At 52.0% G+C, this 16,778-nt stretch carries 8 protein-coding genes; 2 read left to right on the top strand and 6 right to left on the bottom strand.

Annotation, left to right across the window (positions count from 1 at the left end):
• Positions 1 to 43 precede the first annotated feature (43 nt).
• Positions 44 to 772 (top strand): lipopolysaccharide assembly protein LapB, encoded by a 729-nt coding sequence (locus tag MJO57_RS06525; protein ID WP_252023871.1) that lies wholly within the window; start codon positions 44 to 46, stop codon positions 770 to 772.
• A 177-nt stretch (positions 773 to 949) separates the two neighbouring features.
• Positions 950 to 2,272 (top strand): hypothetical protein, encoded by a 1,323-nt coding sequence (locus tag MJO57_RS06520; RefSeq protein ID WP_252023869.1) that lies wholly within the window; start codon positions 950 to 952, stop codon positions 2,270 to 2,272.
• A gap of 174 nt (positions 2,273 to 2,446) precedes the next feature.
• On the opposite strand, the gene MJO57_RS06515 is transcribed toward MJO57_RS06520, so the two are convergent.
• From MJO57_RS06515 to MJO57_RS06490, 6 genes are all read right to left on the bottom strand, one after another.
• Positions 2,447 to 5,053: a hypothetical protein gene (locus MJO57_RS06515; protein ID WP_252023867.1), complete on the bottom strand. Its 2,607-nt coding sequence runs from the start codon at positions 5,051 to 5,053 to the stop codon at positions 2,447 to 2,449.
• A gap of 39 nt (positions 5,054 to 5,092) precedes the next feature.
• Positions 5,093 to 8,143, bottom strand: coding sequence for a lipopolysaccharide assembly protein LapB (locus tag MJO57_RS06510; protein WP_252023865.1), 3,051 nt, complete (start codon positions 8,141 to 8,143; stop codon positions 5,093 to 5,095).
• Between the two features lie 141 nt (positions 8,144 to 8,284).
• Entirely contained in the window at positions 8,285 to 10,789 is a 2,505-nt protein-coding gene (locus MJO57_RS06505; RefSeq protein ID WP_252023863.1) for a lipopolysaccharide assembly protein LapB, read from the bottom strand.
• Between the two features lie 816 nt (positions 10,790 to 11,605).
• Complete coding sequence (locus tag MJO57_RS06500) at positions 11,606 to 13,618, bottom strand: ankyrin repeat domain-containing protein (protein WP_252023861.1); 2,013 nt, start codon at positions 13,616 to 13,618, stop codon at positions 11,606 to 11,608.
• Between the two features lie 458 nt (positions 13,619 to 14,076).
• Positions 14,077 to 15,591 carry an IS66 family transposase gene (locus MJO57_RS06495; protein WP_252017330.1) on the bottom strand — a complete coding sequence of 505 codons (1,515 nt, stop codon included), beginning with the start codon at positions 15,589 to 15,591 and terminating at the stop codon, positions 14,077 to 14,079.
• 305 nt (positions 15,592 to 15,896) lie between these two features.
• Positions 15,897 to 16,571 carry an ankyrin repeat domain-containing protein gene (locus tag MJO57_RS06490; RefSeq protein WP_252023859.1) on the bottom strand — a complete coding sequence of 225 codons (675 nt, stop codon included), beginning with the start codon at positions 16,569 to 16,571 and terminating at the stop codon, positions 15,897 to 15,899.
• Positions 16,572 to 16,778: the final 207 nt, after the last annotated feature.

Below are 16,778 nucleotides of genomic sequence, written 5' to 3'. Positions count from 1 at the left end.
ACCTCCCGTTGGCGGAAGAGGAGGCACTAGCTGGGCTGCAGTGGTGTCAGGCTCTCCGGGCGCAGCAGTGAGGCCGGTGACCTCTGTCGGCACCCGTGGGTTAAGACAAAATCCTGCCCGGGGTTCTTATCAATCGGCCGTAACAAGAGCGGTAAAAACGACAGAAAATAATACAGAGGCGCTTCTTTCTCAGGGTTTCGGATTACTCAGGAAAAGGCAGTGGGACTCAGCCGTTAAGGTGTTTAAGGCGATCAAACCGGCGACTCAAATACAGAATGAAAGTAAAGTCAATGGTCTTGCCCGGGCACTTTATCACCAGCCCGGAAAAGCTGCAGAAGCACTGGATTTATTAAATCAATTATCAGCTCCTATCCAAACCAATACTTTGATGACAAAGTCCAGGATTCTGGAAGCACTGCAACGCTATCAAGAGGCAGAAGATCTGCTCATGCAGATTGTTAAGAAGGAAGCAGGCGATCCGGAAAAAGGCAGGGCTTGCAAGTATCATGATGCCAATATCACGCTGGCTCGTCTCTGGCAGGTGATGGGTAAGCTTGATCAATCCGAACACCTGCTGATCGCTACATTCAGACAGGAATCGGTTAAGGCGGATGATCTGGAAGCAGGCAGGGCCTGCAAGCATTATGAGACGAATCTGGGGCTGGCCCGACTCTGGGAGATCATGGGTAAACCCGATAAAGCCGAACGCCTGCTGATTGCTACGCTCAGGCAGGAATCGGTTAAGGTGGGGACCTGGACAGCAGGTTGGTAAGCACCATGAGACGAAACTCACGCTGGCTCGTCACTGGGAAGATGATGGGTAAGCACGATAAAGCCGAATGCCTGCTGTGCCACGTTCAGGCAGGAATCGGTTAAGGCGAGGGACCTGGAAGCCGGCAGAGCCTGCAAGCACCATGAGACGAATCTCGCGCTGGCCCGTCACTGGGAAATGATGGATAAGCTTGATAAAGCCGAACGCCTGCTGATTGCCACGTTCCGGCAGGAATCGGCCAAGGCAGGCGACCTGGAAGCCGGCAGAGCCTGCAAGAGTCATGAAACGAATCTGGTGCTGGCTCGTCTCTGGCAGAAGATGGGTAAGCTTGATCAAGCCGAATGCCTGCTGATTGCCACGTTCCGGCAGGAATCGGCCAAGGCCGGTGACCTGGAAGCCGACAGAGCCTGCAAGAATCATGAAACGAATCTGGGGCTGGCCCGTCTCTGGCAGACGATGGCTAAGCTTGATCAGGCCGAACGTCTGCTGGTCGCTACGTTCAGGCAGGAATCGGTTAAGGCGGGGGACCTGGAAGCCGGCAGAGCCTGCAAGCACCATGAGACGAATCTCGCGCTGGCTCGCCTCTGGCAGATGATGGGTAAACACGATAAAGCCGAACGCCTGCTGATTGCCATGTTCAGACAGGAATCGGCGCACGCAGGCGATCTGGAAGCCGACAGGGCCTGCAAGTACCACGATACAAATCTCACGCTGGCCCGTCTCTGGGAAATGATGGATAAGCTTGATCAAGCCGAACGCCTGCTGATTGCCACGTTCCGGCAGGAATCGGCCAAGGCCGGTGACCTGGAAGCCGGCAGAGCCTGCAAGAATCATGAAACGAATCTGGGGCTGGCCCGTCTCTGGGAGTTGATGGGTAAGTTCGATCAAGCCGAACGCCTGCTGATCGCCACCTTCAGGCTGGAATCGACTAAGGCAGACAACCCGGAAGAAAGCCGGGTCTGCAACAACCATGAAACGAATCTTACCCTGGCCCGTCTCTGGAAGATAATGGGTAAGGTCGATCAAGCCCAACGTCTGCTCCAACGATGCCTTTCCGATCATACGTTGGTCGAGGTTCAAAAAGACCGTTACCGGCTGACATTAGCCATTTTACATTGTGGGACCCATGAATTTGACAAGTATATTGGTGCTATCACCAACGGTGTCGATAAGGCACTTGCCCAGTCAATCCATCGATTCATGATTTATTGTGAGCGTGTCGACAAAAACGGTTCGGCAGAGCCTATTTTACTGGACCAAGCCTTCAATTATGTGGATGAGGCGATTCAACGCTCTTCCTACAGTGAAAAGCGGGCACAATTGTTATCGCAAAAAGCGCACATCCTGAGAATGCAGAAAAAGGCCGAAAGCGAATGGCAATCGCTTTTTCAGCAAGCAGCCTGTTTAGACCCTTCAAGGTTATTAAAAGAGAAAACAGAACCCTGGAGGAAAACAGAGAAACGGGCGTTGGAAATGTTAAATATCCTGAGCCCCGCTTGACGATTTGAAAAGTCGTCCAGTACTCAAATTGAGGATAAAAATTTCTGCTTCTGAGGAGAATAGCGGGGCTATTTGATGAAAAAGTAGGAATTTTTAGACCAATTTATCGCAACCGCAGTAGGACAGTCTTAAGTCCGGCAGGCTCCTACGAGTACCGGCTAGCTTTGCAAATCGTCAAGCGGGACTCAGGATGTTTAACTTTTCCAGCGCCCGCTTCTCTGCTTTCCTCCAGGGCTCGGTTTTCTCTTTTAATACTCTTGAAGGGTCTAAACAAGACGCTTGCTGAAAAAGCGAGCGCCATTCATTTTCAGCTGTTCCCTGCATCCTCATGATGTGAGCTTTCTGCGACAACAATTGCGCCCGCTTTTCACTGGAAGAAGAAAGTTGCATAGCCTCTTCCACATAATTGAAGGCTTGATCCAGTAATACAGGCTCTTGCGAACCGTTTTCGACAACACGGTGGCAATAAATCATGAATCGATGGATTGACCGGGTAAGTGCCTTATCGACACCGTTGGTGATAGCACCAATATAAGTATCAAATTCATTGGTCCCACAATGTAAAATGCCTAATGCCAGCCGGTAACGGTCTTTTTGCATATCGACCAACGTATGATCGGACAGGCATTGTTGGAGCAGACGCCGGGCTTGATCGACCTTACCCATTATCTGCCAGAGAAGGGCGAGCGTGAGATTCGTCTCATGGTGCAGGCAGGGCCTGCCTTCTTCCAGGTCACAAGCCTTCACCGATTCCTCTCTGAATGTGGCGATCAGCAGGCGTTCGGCGTCATCGAACTTACCTAAAATCTCCCAGTGGCGGGCCAACATGAGATTCGTTTCATGGTGCGCGCAGGCCCTGCCTTCTTCGAAGTCACAGGCCTTCACTGATTCTTTTCTGAACGTGGCGATCAACAAGCGCTCGGCGCTATCGAACTCACCCATAATCTCCCAGTGGCGGGCCAACGTGAGATTCGTTTCATGGTGCATGCAGGCTATGCCTGCTTCCAGATCATCTGCCTTTGCCGATTCTTGCCTGAACGTGGCGATCAGCAGGCGCTCGGCTATATCGAGTTTACCCATCAGCTGCCAGTGACGGGCCAGTGTAAGATTCGTTTCATGGTTCTTGCAAACCACGCCTGCTTCCAGGTCGCCCGCCAGCGCCGATTCCTGCCTGAACGTGGCGATCAGCAGACGCTCAGCTTTAACGTACTCACCCATTATCTGCCAGAGACGAGACAGCCCCAGATTGGTCTCATGGTACTTGCAAGCCCTGCCTGCTTCCAAATCATCCGCCTTCACCGATTCCTGCCTGAACGTAGCAATCAGCAGGCGCTCGGCTAAATCGAGCTTACCCATTAGCTGCCAGAGACGGGCCAGCCCCAGGTTCGTCTCATGGTTCTTGCAAGCCCCGCCTGCTTCCGGGTCGCTCGCCTGCGCCGATTCCTGCCTGAATGTGGCGATTAGCAGGCGTTCAGCTTTATCGAGCTTATCCATGATCTCCCAGTGCCGGGCCAGCGTAAGATTTGTGTCATGCTGCGTGCAGGCTCTGCTTTGCTCCAGGTCGCCCACCTGCGCCGATTCCTGCCTGAAGGTGCTGATCAGCAGGCGTTCAGCTTTATCAAGCTTATCCATGATCTCCCAATGACGGGCCAGCGTGAGATTGGTCTCATGGTTCTTGCAGGCTCTGCCTGCTTCCAGGTCGCCCGCTCTCCCTGATTCCTGCCTGAACGTGGCGATCAGCAGACTTTCGGCTTTATCGTGCTTACCCATTATCTGCCAGTGACGAGCCAGTGTGAGATTTGTCTCATGCTGCTTGCAGGCCCTGCCTTCTTCCAGGTCACCCGCCTGCGCCGATTCTTGCCGAAACGTGGCGATCAGCAGACGTTCAGTTTCATCGAGCTTGCCCATCATCTGCCAGTGACGGGCCAGCCCCAGATTCGTCTGATGATTCTTGCAGGCCCTGCCTTCTTCCAGGTCACCAACCTTAACTGATTCCTGCCTGAACGTGGCAATCAGCAGACGTTCAGCTTTATCGAGCTTGCCCATCATCTGCCAGAGACGGGCCAGCGTGAGATTGGTCTCATGGTGCTGGCAGGCCCTGCCTGCTTCCGGGTCGCCCGCCTTCGCTGACTCCTGCCTGAACATGGCGATCAGCAGACGTTCGGCTTGATCGAGCTTACCCATCATCTCCCACTGGCGCACCAGCATGAGATTCACTTCACGCCGCTTGCAGGCCCTGCCTTTTTCCGGGTCACCCGCTTCCCTTTTAACAATCTGCTTGAGCAGATCTTCTGCCTCTTGATCACGTTTCAGGGCTTGCAGAACCCTGGACTTTGTCATCAAGGTATCGGTCTGGATAGAAGCCGATAATTGATTTAAGACTGCCAGTGCCTCTCCAGCCTTTCCGTGCTGATACAGTGCCCGGGCAAGACCATTGACTTTACGTTCATGCTGATTTTGAGTCGCCGGTTTGATCGCCTGAAACACATTAACCGCTGAGCTCCACTGCTTTTTCCTGAGTAAGTCAAACCCCTGGGAAAGAAACTCCTCTGTATTTCCTGTCCTTGTTACCGTTCTTGTTACGGCAGATTGATAAGAACCCCGGGCAGGATTATGTCTTAACCCACGGGTGCCAGCGACGGTTACCGGCCTCACTGTCGCTCCCGGAGAGCCTGACGCAACGGCAGAGCCAGCGCCTCCTCTTTTGCCAACAGGCGGTGGTGAGCTATAGATCGTCCCGGGGGAGTCTTTACCAACAGTAGAGTAGGCAGTTGTGTTCATGTCTTGACATGACAATCCTTAGCGAGTTTGGTTCCATCATCACAGGATGTTTAACTGTTCCAGCGCACACTGCTCCATTTTCCTCCAGGGCTCTGTTTTCTCTTTTAATACTCTTGAAGGGTCTAGACAGGATGCTTGCCGAAAAAGCGATTGCCATTCGCTTTCAGCTATTCCTTGCATTCTCATGATGTGCGCTTTCTGCGACAACAATTGTGCTCGCTTTTCACTGGAAGAAGAAAGTTGCATAGCCTCTTCCACATAACTGAAGGCTTGATCCAATAAAACAGGCTCTTCCGAACCGTTTTCGACAACACGTTGGCAAAAAATTCTGAAACGATGGATGGACTGGGCAAGTGCCTTATCGACACCGTTGGTAATGTCTTCAATATATGTATCAAATTCATTGGTCCCGGTATGCAGAATGCTTAATGTCAGCCGGTAACGGTCTTTTTGAACATCGACCAACGTCTTATCGGACAGGCATCGTTGGAGCAGACTCCGGGCGTTATCGAGCTTACCCATTATCTCCCAGAGACGGGCCAGCCCCAGATTGATCTCGTGATGCTTGCAGGCCCTGCCTCTTTCCGGGTCTGGCACCTGCACTGATTCCTGCCTGAACGTGGCGATCAGCAGGCTTTCGGCTTTATCAAGCTTACCCATCTCCTGCCAGAGGCGGGCCAGCCCCAGATTCGTCTCATGGTACTTGCAAGCCCTGCCGTTTTCCAGGTCGCCCGGGTTTGCCGATTCCTGCCTGAACGTGGCGATCAGCAGGTGTTCAGCTTTACTGAGTCTACCCGTCAATTGCCAGAGACGGACCAGCCCCAGATTCGTCTCATGGTGCTTGCAGGCCCTGCCAGCTTCCAGGTCTCCCGCCTGCGCTGATTCCTGCCTGAACGTAGCGATCAGTAGGCTTTCGGCTTTGTCTAGCTTACCCATCAACTGCCAGAAGCGGGCCAGCGTGATATTCGTATCATGGTGCTTGCAGGCCCTGCCGTCTTCCAGGTCGCCCGGGTTTAACGATTCCTGCCTGAACATAGCGATCAGCAGGTGTTCAGATTTATTGAGCCTGCCCGCCATCTGCCAGTGGCGGGCCAGCGCCAGATTCGTCTCATGATGCTTGCAGGCTTTGCCTGCTTCCAGATCACCCGGCTGCACCGATTCCTGCCTGAAGGTGGCGATCAGCAAGCGTTCGACTTTATCAAGCTTAACCATCATCTGCCAAAGACGGGCCAGTGCCAGATTCGTCTCATGGTGCTTGCAGGCTTTGCCTGTTTCCAGATCATCCGGCTGCACCGATTCCTGCCTGAAGGTGGCGATCAGCAAGTGTTCGGCTCTATCGAACTTACCCGTCGTCTGCCAGAGACGGGCCAGCGCAATATTCGTATCATGGTCCTTGCAGGCTCTGCCGGCTTCCAGGTCACCCTGCTCTACCGATTGCTGCCTGAAGGTGGCGATCAGTAAGCGTTCGGCTTGATCGAACTTACCTGCCGTCTGCCAGAAACGGGCCAGTGTGATATTCGTATCATGGTTCTTGCAGGCTCTGCCTGCTTCCAAGTCACTGGCTTTTGCCGATTCCTGCCTGAACATGGCAACCAGCAGACCTTCGGCTTGATCAAGCTTACCTATCATCTGCCAGTGACGAGCCAACGTGAGATTCGTCTCATGGTTCTTGCAGGCTCTGCCTGCTTCCAGATCACCCGGCTGCACCGATTCTTGCCTGAACATGACAATCAGCAGCCGTTCGGCTTGATCGAGCTTACCCATCATCTCCCAGCAACGGGCCGGCGTGATATTGGTATCATGGTTCTTGCAGCCCCCGCCTGCTCCCGGTTCACCTCCCTTCACCGATTCCTGCCTGAAGGTGGCGATCAGCAAGTGTTCGGCTCTATCGAACTTACCCATCATCTGCCAGAGACGGGCCAGCGTGATATTCGTATCATGGTTCTTGCAGGCTCTGCCGGCTTCCAGATCATCCGGCTGTACCGATTGCTGCCTGAAGGTAGCGATCAGCAAGCGTTCGGCCTGATCGAACTTACCCATCGTCTGCCAGAGACGGGCCAACGTGATATTCGTATCATGGTTCTTGCAGGCTCTGCCTGCTTCCAAGTCGCTGGCTTTTGCCGATTCCTGCCTGAACATGGCAATCAGCAGACCTTCGGCTTGATCAAGCTCACCTATCATCTGCCAGAGACGGGCCAACGTGATATTCGTATCATGGTTCTTGCAGGCTCTGCCTGCTTCCAGGTCACCCATCTCCACCGATTGCTGCCTGAACATAGCGATCAGCAACCGTTCGGCTTGATCGAGCTTACCCATCATCTCCCAGCAACGGGCCAACGTGAGATTCGTGTCATGGTGCTTGCAGGCCCTGCTTTCTTCCAGGTCACTCGCCTTCACCGACTCCTGCTTGAAGGCGGCGATCAGCAGGCGTTCGGCTTTATTGAGCTTACCCTTCATTTGCCAGAGAAGGGCCAGCGTGAGATTGGTCTCACGGTGCTTGCAGGCCCTGCCTGCTTCCAGGTCACCCGCTTTCGCTGATTCCTGTCTGAACGTAGCAATCAACAGTTGTTCGGCTTTGTCGAGCTTACCCAGCATCTTCCAGAGGCGAGCCAGTGTAATATTGGTATCACGGTGCTTGCAGGCCCTGCCTCTTTCAGGGTCGCCCCCTTCCTTCCTGGCAGTCTGCTTTAGCAAATCTTCTGCCTCTTGATAACGTCCCAATGTTTCCAGAATCCTGGACTTTGTCAGCAAAGTGGTGGTCTGGACAAAAGCTGGTAATTGATTTAATAAATCCAGTGCTTCTTTAGCCTTTCCGGGCTGGGGATAAAGTGCCCGGGCAAGACCAGTGACTTTACGTTCATTCTGTTCTTGAGTCTCTGGCTTGATCGCCTGAAACACGTTAACCGCTGAGCTCCATTGCCTTTTCCTGAGTAAGTCAAACCCCTGAGAAAGAAACTCCTCTGTATTTCCTGTCGATGTTACCGTTCTTGTTACGGCAGATTGATAAGAACCCCGGGCAGGATTTTGTCTTAACCCACGGGTGCCAGCGGAGGTTACCGGCTTCACTGTCGCTCCCAAAGAGCCTGACACAATTGCAGCCCAGCTAGCGCTTCCTCTTCCGCCAACGGGAGGTGAGCTGTAGACTGATCCGGTGGAGACTTTACCGGTGGTAGAGCAGGCCGTTGTGTTCATGTCTTGACATGACAATCCTTAGCGAGTTTGGTTCCATCATCACAGGATGTTTAACGTTTCCATCGCACATTGCTCTGTTTTCCTCCAGGGTTCTGTTTTCTCTTTTAATACTCTTGAAGGGTCTAGACAGGATGCTTGCCGAAAAAGCGGTTGCCATTCGCTTTCAGCCTTTTTCTGCATTCTCATGATGTGCGCTTTTTGCGACAACAATTGTGCCCGCTTTTCACCGGAGGAAGGCAGTTGCATAGCCTGCTCTACATAGTTGAAGGCTTGATCCAGGAATATAGGCTCTTGCGAACCGTTTTCGACAACACGTTGGCAAAAAATTCTGAAACGATGGATTGACTGGGCAAGTGCCTTATCGACACCGTTGGTAATGTCTTCAATATACGTATCAAATTCATTGGTCCCGGTATGCAGAATGCTTAATGTCAGCCTGTAACGGTCTTTTTGAACATCGACCAACGTATTATCGGACAGGCATCGTTGGAGCAGACTCCGGGCGTTATCGAGTTTACCCATCATCTGCCAGTGACGGGCCAACGTGAGATTCGTGTCATGGTGCTTGCAGACCCCGTCTTCTTCCAGGTCGCCCGCCTTGGCCGATTCCTGCCTGAACATAGCGGTCAGCAGGCGTTCGGCTATATCGAGCTTACCCATTATCTGCCAGTGACGGGCCAGCGAAAGATTCGTTTCATGGTTCTTGCAAGTCCCGCCTGCTAACGGGTCGCCCGTCTTGGCCGATTCCTGCCTGAACATGGCGATCAGCAGGCGTTCAGCTTTATCAAGCTTGCCCATCATCTGCCAGAGACGGGCCAACGTGAGATTCGTCTCATGGTTCTTGCAGGCTCTGCCGTCTTCCAGGTCGCCTGCTTTTGCCGATTCCTGCCTGAACATGGCAACCAACAGACGTTCGGCCTTATCAAGCTTACCTATCATCTGCCAGTGACGGGCCAGCCCCAGATTCGTCTCATGGTTCTTGCAGGCTCTGCCGTCTTCCAGGTCGCCTGCTTTTGCCGATTCCTGCCTGAACATGGCAATCAACAGTCGTTCGGCTTTATCAAGCTTACCTATCATTTCCCAGAAACGGGCCAACGCGAGATTCGTCTCATGGTTCTTGCAGGCTCTGCCTGCTTCCAGGTCACCCACCTTCACCGATTCCTGCCTGAACATAGCGATCAGCAGGCGTTCGGCCTGATCGAACTTACCCGTCATCTGCCAGTAACGGGCCAGCGTGATATTCGTAACATGGTTCTTGCAAGCCCTACCGTCTTCCGGGTTGCCCGCCGGCGTCGATTCCTGCCTAAACATAGCAATCAGCAAGCGTTCGGCCTTATCGAGCTTACCCATCATCTGCCAGTGACGGGCCAGCGTGAGATTCGTATCATGGTTCTTGCAGGCCCTGCCGTCTTCCGGATTGGCTGCCGGTGTCGATTCCTGCCTGAACGTAGCAATCAGCAGGCGTTCGGCTTTATTGAGCTTACCCTTCATCTGCCAGAGACGGGCCAGCCCCAGATTAGTTTCATGATTCTTGCAGGCTCTGCCGGCTTCCAGGTCACCGGCCTTGGCCGATTCCTGCCGGAACGTGGCAATCAGCAGGCGTTCGGCTTTATCGAGCTTATCCATCATTTCCCAGTGACGGGCCAGTGTGAGATTTGTATCGTGGTACTTGCAGGCCCTGCCGGCTTCCAGATCGCCTGCCTGCGGCGATTCCTGCCTGAACATAGCAATCAGCAAGCGTTCGGCCTTATCGAGCTTACCCGTCATTCCCCAGAAACGGGCCAGCGTGAGATTCGTATCATGGTTCTTGCAGGCCCTGCCGTCTTCCGGGTTGGCTGCCGGCGTCGATTCCTGCCTGAACATGGCAATCAGCAGGCGTTCGGCTTTATCGTCTTTACCCATCATCTGCCAGAGTCGAGCCAGCGCGATATTCGTCTCATGGTGCTTGCAGGCCCTGCCGTCTTCCGGGTTGGCTGCCGGCGTCGATTCCTGCCTGAACGTAGCAATCAGCAGGCGTTCGGCTTTATTGAGCTTACCCTTCATTTGCCAGAGAAGGGCCAGCGTGAGATTGGTCTCACGGTGCTTGCAAGCCCTGCCTGCTTCCAGGTCACCCGCTTGCGATGATTCCTGCCTGAACGTAGCGATCAACAGTTGTTCGGCTTTGTCGAGCTTACCCAGGGTCTTCCAGAGGCGAGCCAGCATAATATTGGTATCATGGTGCTTGCAGGCCCTGCCTTTTTCAGGGTCGCCCCCTTCCTTCTTGGAAATCTGCTTTAGCAGATCTTCTGCCTCTTGATAACGTCCCAATGTTCCCAGAATCCTGGACTTTGTCAGCAAGGTGGTGGTCTGGACAAAAGCCGGTAATCGATTTAATAAATCCAGTGCCTCTTCAGCCTTACCAGGCTGGGGATAAAGTGCCCGGGCAAGACCATTGACTTTTTGCTCATTCTGTTCTTGAGTCTCCGGTTTGATGGCCTGAAAGACATTAACCGCTGACTCCCACTGCCTTTTTCTGAGTAAGTCAAACCCCTGAGAAAGAAGCACCTTTGTATTTCCTCTCTTTGTTACCGCTCTGGTCAAGGCAGATTGATAAGAACCCCGGAGAGGATTTAGTCTTAACCCGGGGGTGCCCGCAGAGGTTACCGGTCTCGCCGTTACTCCCACAGAGCCTGACACAACCGCATCCCAGCTAGCGTTTCCTCTTCCGCCAACGGGAGGTGAGCTGTAGACTGATCCGGGGGAGTCTTTACCGATGGTAGAGTAGGCCGTTGTGTTCATATCTTGACAGGACAACCCTTAGCGAGTTTGGTTCCATCATCAATCAAACTTCTAATCATCAAGCGGGGCTCAGGATGATTAACGTTTCCAGCGCCCTCTGCACTGTTTTCCTCCAAGCTCTGTTTTCTCTTTGGCTCTATTTTGATTACGAACTGCTCTACAGTGAAAACTGACTGTAGGTCACGAAAAACAAGGATTGGGCAACATTACCGGACAATATGCTGACAACCTTTGTAGATAAAGGGCTTCAGCAATGTTCAACCCAGTAGCAGTCTGAAATCCTACAAGAGCCTTCTCTTTTAATACTCTTGATGGGTCTAAGCAGGATGCTTGTTGAAAAAGCGATTGACATTGGCTTTCAGTTTTTTTCTGCAGTCTCATTCAGCAACACGTTGGCAATAAATCCTGAATCGATGGATTGACTGGACACGTGCTTTATCTACACAGTTGGTAATATCACCAATATAAGTATCAAATTCATTAGTCCCACAATGCGAAATGCCTAATGCCAGCCTGTACACGGTTTTTTTGTCTATCGAACAACGTATTTTCGGACGGAGCAAACTTTCGGCTTTATCGACCTTACCGACTAGTTGCCAGTGACGAGCCACCATGAGATTCGTTTCGTGATGCTTGCAGGCCCCGCCTCACTTCACGTCGTCCCGACTTCGCCGATTCCTGCCTGAACGTGGCGATCAGCAGGCGTTGGGCTTTATCGTGCTGCCCCATCCTCTGCCAGTGTTGGGCCAGCATAACATTCGTCTGATGGTGCTTGCAGGCTATGCCTGCTTCCAGGTCAGCCTCCTCCGCCGATTCCTGCCTGAACATGGCAATAAGTAAGCGTTCGGCTTGATCGAGCTTACCCGTCATCTGCCAGAGACTGGCCAGCCCCAGATTCACCTCACGACTCTTGCAGGCCCTGCCTGCTTCCAGATCGCTCTCCTCCGCCGATTCCTGCCTGAACATGGCGATCAGCAGCTGTTCGGCTTTATCGAGCTTATCCATCTTCTGCCAGAGACTGGCCAGCCCCAGATTTACCTCACGTCTCTTGCAGGCCCTGCCTGCTTCCAGATCACGTACATTAACCGATTCCTGCCTGAACGTAGCGATCAGCAGGCGTTCGGCTTTATCAAGCTTACCCGTCGACTGCCATAAACGAGCCAGCATGAGATTTGTCTTGTGGAGCTCGCAGGTTGTTGCCCTGTCTTCTTCCAGGTTGCCTGCCGGCAACGATTCCTGCCTGAACGTGGCAATCAGCAGGCGTTCAGCTTTATCGAGCTTACCTAACATCTGCCAAAGAAGGGCCAGCCCCAGATTCGTTTCATGGTGCTTGCAGGCCCTGCCTGCTTCCAGGTCGCCTGGCGTCGACGATTCCTGCCTGAAAGTGGCGATCAGCAAGTGTTCGGCTATAACGAACTTACGAATCTTCTGCCAGTGATGAGCCAGCGCAAGATTCGTCTCATGGTTAGTGCAGGCCCTTCCTGCTTCCAGGTCACCCGCCATCACCGATTCCTGCCTGAACGTGGCAATCAGCAAGCGTTCGGCCCTGGCATGCTTACCCATCCTCTGCCAGAGACGAACCAGCGTGAGATTCGTCTCATGGTTCTTGCAGGCCCTGCCTGCTTCCAGGTCGCCCACCTCCTCTGATTCCTGTCTGAACGTGGCGATCAGCAGGCGTTCAGCTTTGTCGAGCTTACCCATTATCTGCCAGAGACGGACCAGCTCGAGATTCGTCTCATGGTTATTGCAGGTCCTCCCTGCTTCCAGGTCATCCGCCATGACCGATTCCTGCCTGAACGTGGCGATTAGCAGGCGTTCGGCTTTATGGAGCTTACCCATTATCTGCCAGTGACTGGCCAGCGCGAGATTTGTCTCATGGTTATTGCAGGCCCTCCCTGCTTCCAGGTCGCTCTCCTCCGCCGATTTCCGCCTGAACGTGGCGATTAGCAAGCGTTCGGCCTTACCATGCTTACCCATCCTCTGCCAGAGACGGGCCAGCTCCAGATTCGTCTTATGATTATTACAGGCCCTGCCTTCTTCCAGGTCGCCCTCCTCCGCCGATTCCTGCCTGAACGTTTCGATCAGCAGTCGTTCGGCTTGTTCGAGCTTATCCATGATCTGCCGGTGACGGGTCAACGTGCGATTCGTCTCATGGTTATTGTCCTTACTCTCCTTATCAAGCAAAAACTCTACGACATCTAAATAACATTCTTGCTGTGCTAACATCCGGGCCGTGAAACCATTATTATTCACAGCACTGACCTCAGCCCCCTTATCAATCAGGAGCTTTACGACCGCCAAGTGCCCGCTCCGGGCTGCCAACATCAGTGTTGTTAAGCCATCTTCGTTCACAGCACTGACCTCGGCCCCTTTATCAATCAAAAGCTTTACGACCTCTAATTGTCCGTTCTCGGCTGCCAACATCAGAGCGGTGAAGCCATTATTATTCATGACTCCATTGATGCTGCCCCCCCCTTTTAACAGCCTGGAACTGATAAGCGCCAGATTCCCATGACTACAGGCATCAAAAAACGCCTGATCGGGGAAAAATTCGTCCGGGTACGATTCGCCGGTATTCTCATTCACCAAAGGCACAGGGTCTTGCCGACAATACGCGCACCGTCGTGAGCCAACGGGCAGTGAAAGAAAATATTGAGAAATACACTCCAGATCGAAGCAATGACTGCATCGGGTTTTGACGACAGTGGGCATAAGATCACGGCCATGGAATTCCACAAGGCAGATAGGACAGGGATTGAACTCTGGAGCCTCGTTAATGTCGACAGGACCGGGGAAAGGGGAACGAGCTGCGGCATCCATAATAAAATATCCGAATCATTAATTCATGGAATGTCGGTTAGAGGGGGAAAAAAAGACTAAGTTCCACAGAGTTAAGGTAATCAGGATTTGCCCCGGAATAACCTCATCATTTTACTCAGTCCGGGAAAAGGTCAAGAATCCAGCATACGTACTACGATGGTCAACCGTTGAAGTTTAACTTTTCTTGCGCCTGCTGCTCTATTTTCCTCCTGCGTTCTGTTTTCTCTTTGTAACTATTCAGCACTGAGCAAAGGCATATTACAGTAATTCCGAACAGCTCTATGAAGTGATTGATATATGTCCATTCCCTGTTTTCTGGCAGACGACAAATAGCTGCGAATCCGTGCAAACATAGAACCACCGTCTGCACTCCTGAAGCAGCCTGAGATTTTCTGCTTTAACTTGGCCATTCGAACATCCCGTTCACTGCCATTGTTATCGAAGGGAATGGTAAAATCTGACATGAAGCGCAGTGTCTCAGCCTTGAACTCAGTGAGTCGTTTGAAGAGATTGTAAGCTTTAGTATTCTTGACTTTCTTGCGCTTAAGCTCCTCTCGTTGCTTCTCCATATAGACGACTTCTTTCATTAGAGCCCGCTGAAGCAACCGGTCATAAATCTTCTCGATTCGTTCACAGACAACACTTGGCATCTGTAGCATACCTATGGTCTTAAAGCCCTTGCAGTAATGCCAGGAAAGCCTCAGTAGCTTCATCAATCGCAACGCCAGTTGATTGCTGTCCCTATCAACAACACCCAAAAGCTCCCTCAGGTGATGGGCATTGCAAAGTACGTGAGTTGCCGCATATGCAAAATAGGATTTCCAATGATCATGAACCAGAACGCCTGCAAATGTTAGCAGTATGCCCATCGTGTCCATGGCCTCACGACCTCGCTTTTCAGACAAGTAGTAGAGCGTCCATTGTTCATCCCGCATAACGTGTAGCCAGTGCAAAGAGCCCTCGGCCCGCATACCCGTTTCATCGGCTCCGGCAACAGACGATTCCCGCAAGGCGTCACGAATAACCTCTTCAGTAGAAGCCAGATTTTCATAGGTTCTGGCCACAAAATTGGCGACAGTGCCTGCACTTACACTCATTTTATAGAGAGTATTAAAATACTCTGACACGCGCTTAAAAGGCAGGAAATGGTATTGGTTAAGATAGACGGCCATAGCCTGTGTGGCTGAGCCATATTGTGCGGCAGCGGTAACACCTTCCGGGAATTCAGCCTGATTCCGACAACCACAAGTGCAGATTTTTACTTCAGCTCTATGGGCCGTTACTTCAAATTCACCCGGTCTCCCTGGTTCAAACACCTGTCGTTCAATATATTTGACCGGCTCACTATCAAGAAGAGACGCCTGACATTTATTGCATTCTTTAACCGGAAGGTACTCAATATAGTCAGGGATATCGACCTGTTTAAGACAAGTGCCCTGATGCCCTTTCTTTCCACCGGCTTTATTACCAGAAGACTGTCTCAGACTTTTAGGATTGGGTTTTTCATCCGATGGATCGGTACCTTTATCTGCGGAAAGGTCGTCAGAATGATCTGGAGAATTACTGTTTTTACAAGGTTTTTGATAACCATCAGACGATGGCGGCTTGCTGCTGTTTTGACTGTTCTTGCCAACCTTTTCTTCCAATTCTCGACATCGCTCTTCCAGACAGGCAACTCTCATCCGCAGCTCTGCATTCTCTTTCAAGAGAATCTCAGCCGACATAGTTGCGGGTAGTTCTGGAATCATGCTGGCGAATATTGTGGAAAAATGGTGCTTAAGAGGATGGTATAAAAATCAGAAAATTCCAGATTTATGTGGGGGTGCTGAACAGTTACTTCTCTTTTAATAGTCTTGAACATAATTGAAGGCTTGATCCAGGAATATAGGCACTTCCGAACTGTTTTCGATAACGCGTTGGCAAAAAAATCTGAAACGATGGATTAACTGGGCAAGTGTCTTATCGACACCGTTGGTGATAGCACCTATATACCTGTCAAATTCATTGGTTCCAGTATGTAGAGTGCTTAATGCCAGCCGGTAACGGTCTTTTTTCACCTCAACCAACGTATTTGTATTGGCAGGTGAACGGCTTGATCGAGCCGCCTCATGATCTCCCAGTGACGAGCCAGCGTGAAATCCGTCTCAAGGTTCCTGATGACCCTGCCTGCTTGCGGGTCACCTGTCTGCATCGCTCTCTGCCTGAACGTTGCGATCGGCAGGCGTCCGGCCTGATCGGGTTTATGCATGATCTGCCGGTGACGGGTCAACGTGAGATTCGTCTTATGGTTATTGTCCTTACTCTCCTTATCAAGCAAAAACTCTACGACATCTAAATGACAGTCTTGCTGCGCTAACATCCGGGCGGTGAAGCCATTATTGTTCACTGCACTGACCTCAGCCCCCTTATCAATCAGGAGCTTTACCACCGCCAATTGCCCACTCCGGGCTGCCAACATCAATGTTGTGAAGCCATTATTATTCACTGCACTGACCTCGGCCCCTTTATCAATCAGAAGCTTTACGACCGCTAATTGTCCGCTCACGGCTGCCAACATCAGAGCGGTGAAGCCATTATTATTGACGACTCCATTGACGCTGCCCCCTCCTTTTAACAGTCTGGAGCGGACAAACGCCAGATTCCCATGACTACAGGCATAAAAAAACGCCTGATCGGGGAAAAATTCGTCCGGGTACGATTCGCCGGTATTCTCATTCACCAAAGGCATAGGGTCTTGCCGACAATACGCGCACCGTCGGGAGCCAACGGGCAGTGAAGTAAAATATTGAGAAATACACTCCAGATCGAAGCAATGACTGCATCGGGTTTTGACGACAGTGGGCACCAGATCACGGCCATGGAATTCCACAAGGCAGATAGGACAGGGATTAACCTCTGGAGCCTCGTTAATGTCGACAGGACCGGGGAAAGGGGA

Origin of the sequence: Endozoicomonas sp. SCSIO W0465, from assembly GCF_023716865.1 — a bacterium.
GTDB lineage: Bacteria > Pseudomonadota > Gammaproteobacteria > Pseudomonadales > Endozoicomonadaceae > Endozoicomonas.
The sequence above is the reverse complement of the archived record's forward strand: the minus strand, read 5'-3'. Positions and strand labels throughout refer to the sequence as shown.

Coding starts and splice junctions, on each gene's coding strand:
- MJO57_RS06520 (WP_252023869.1), top strand. CDS start 950: ATGATGGATAAGCTTGATAAAGCCGAACGCCTGCTGATTGCCACGTTC.
- MJO57_RS06515 (WP_252023867.1), bottom strand. CDS start 5,053: ATGAACACAACTGCCTACTCTACTGTTGGTAAAGACTCCCCCGGGACG.
- MJO57_RS06495 (WP_252017330.1), bottom strand. CDS start 15,591: ATGATTCCAGAACTACCCGCAACTATGTCGGCTGAGATTCTCTTGAAA.
- MJO57_RS06490 (WP_252023859.1), bottom strand. CDS start 16,571: ATGCCTTTGGTGAATGAGAATACCGGCGAATCGTACCCGGACGAATTT.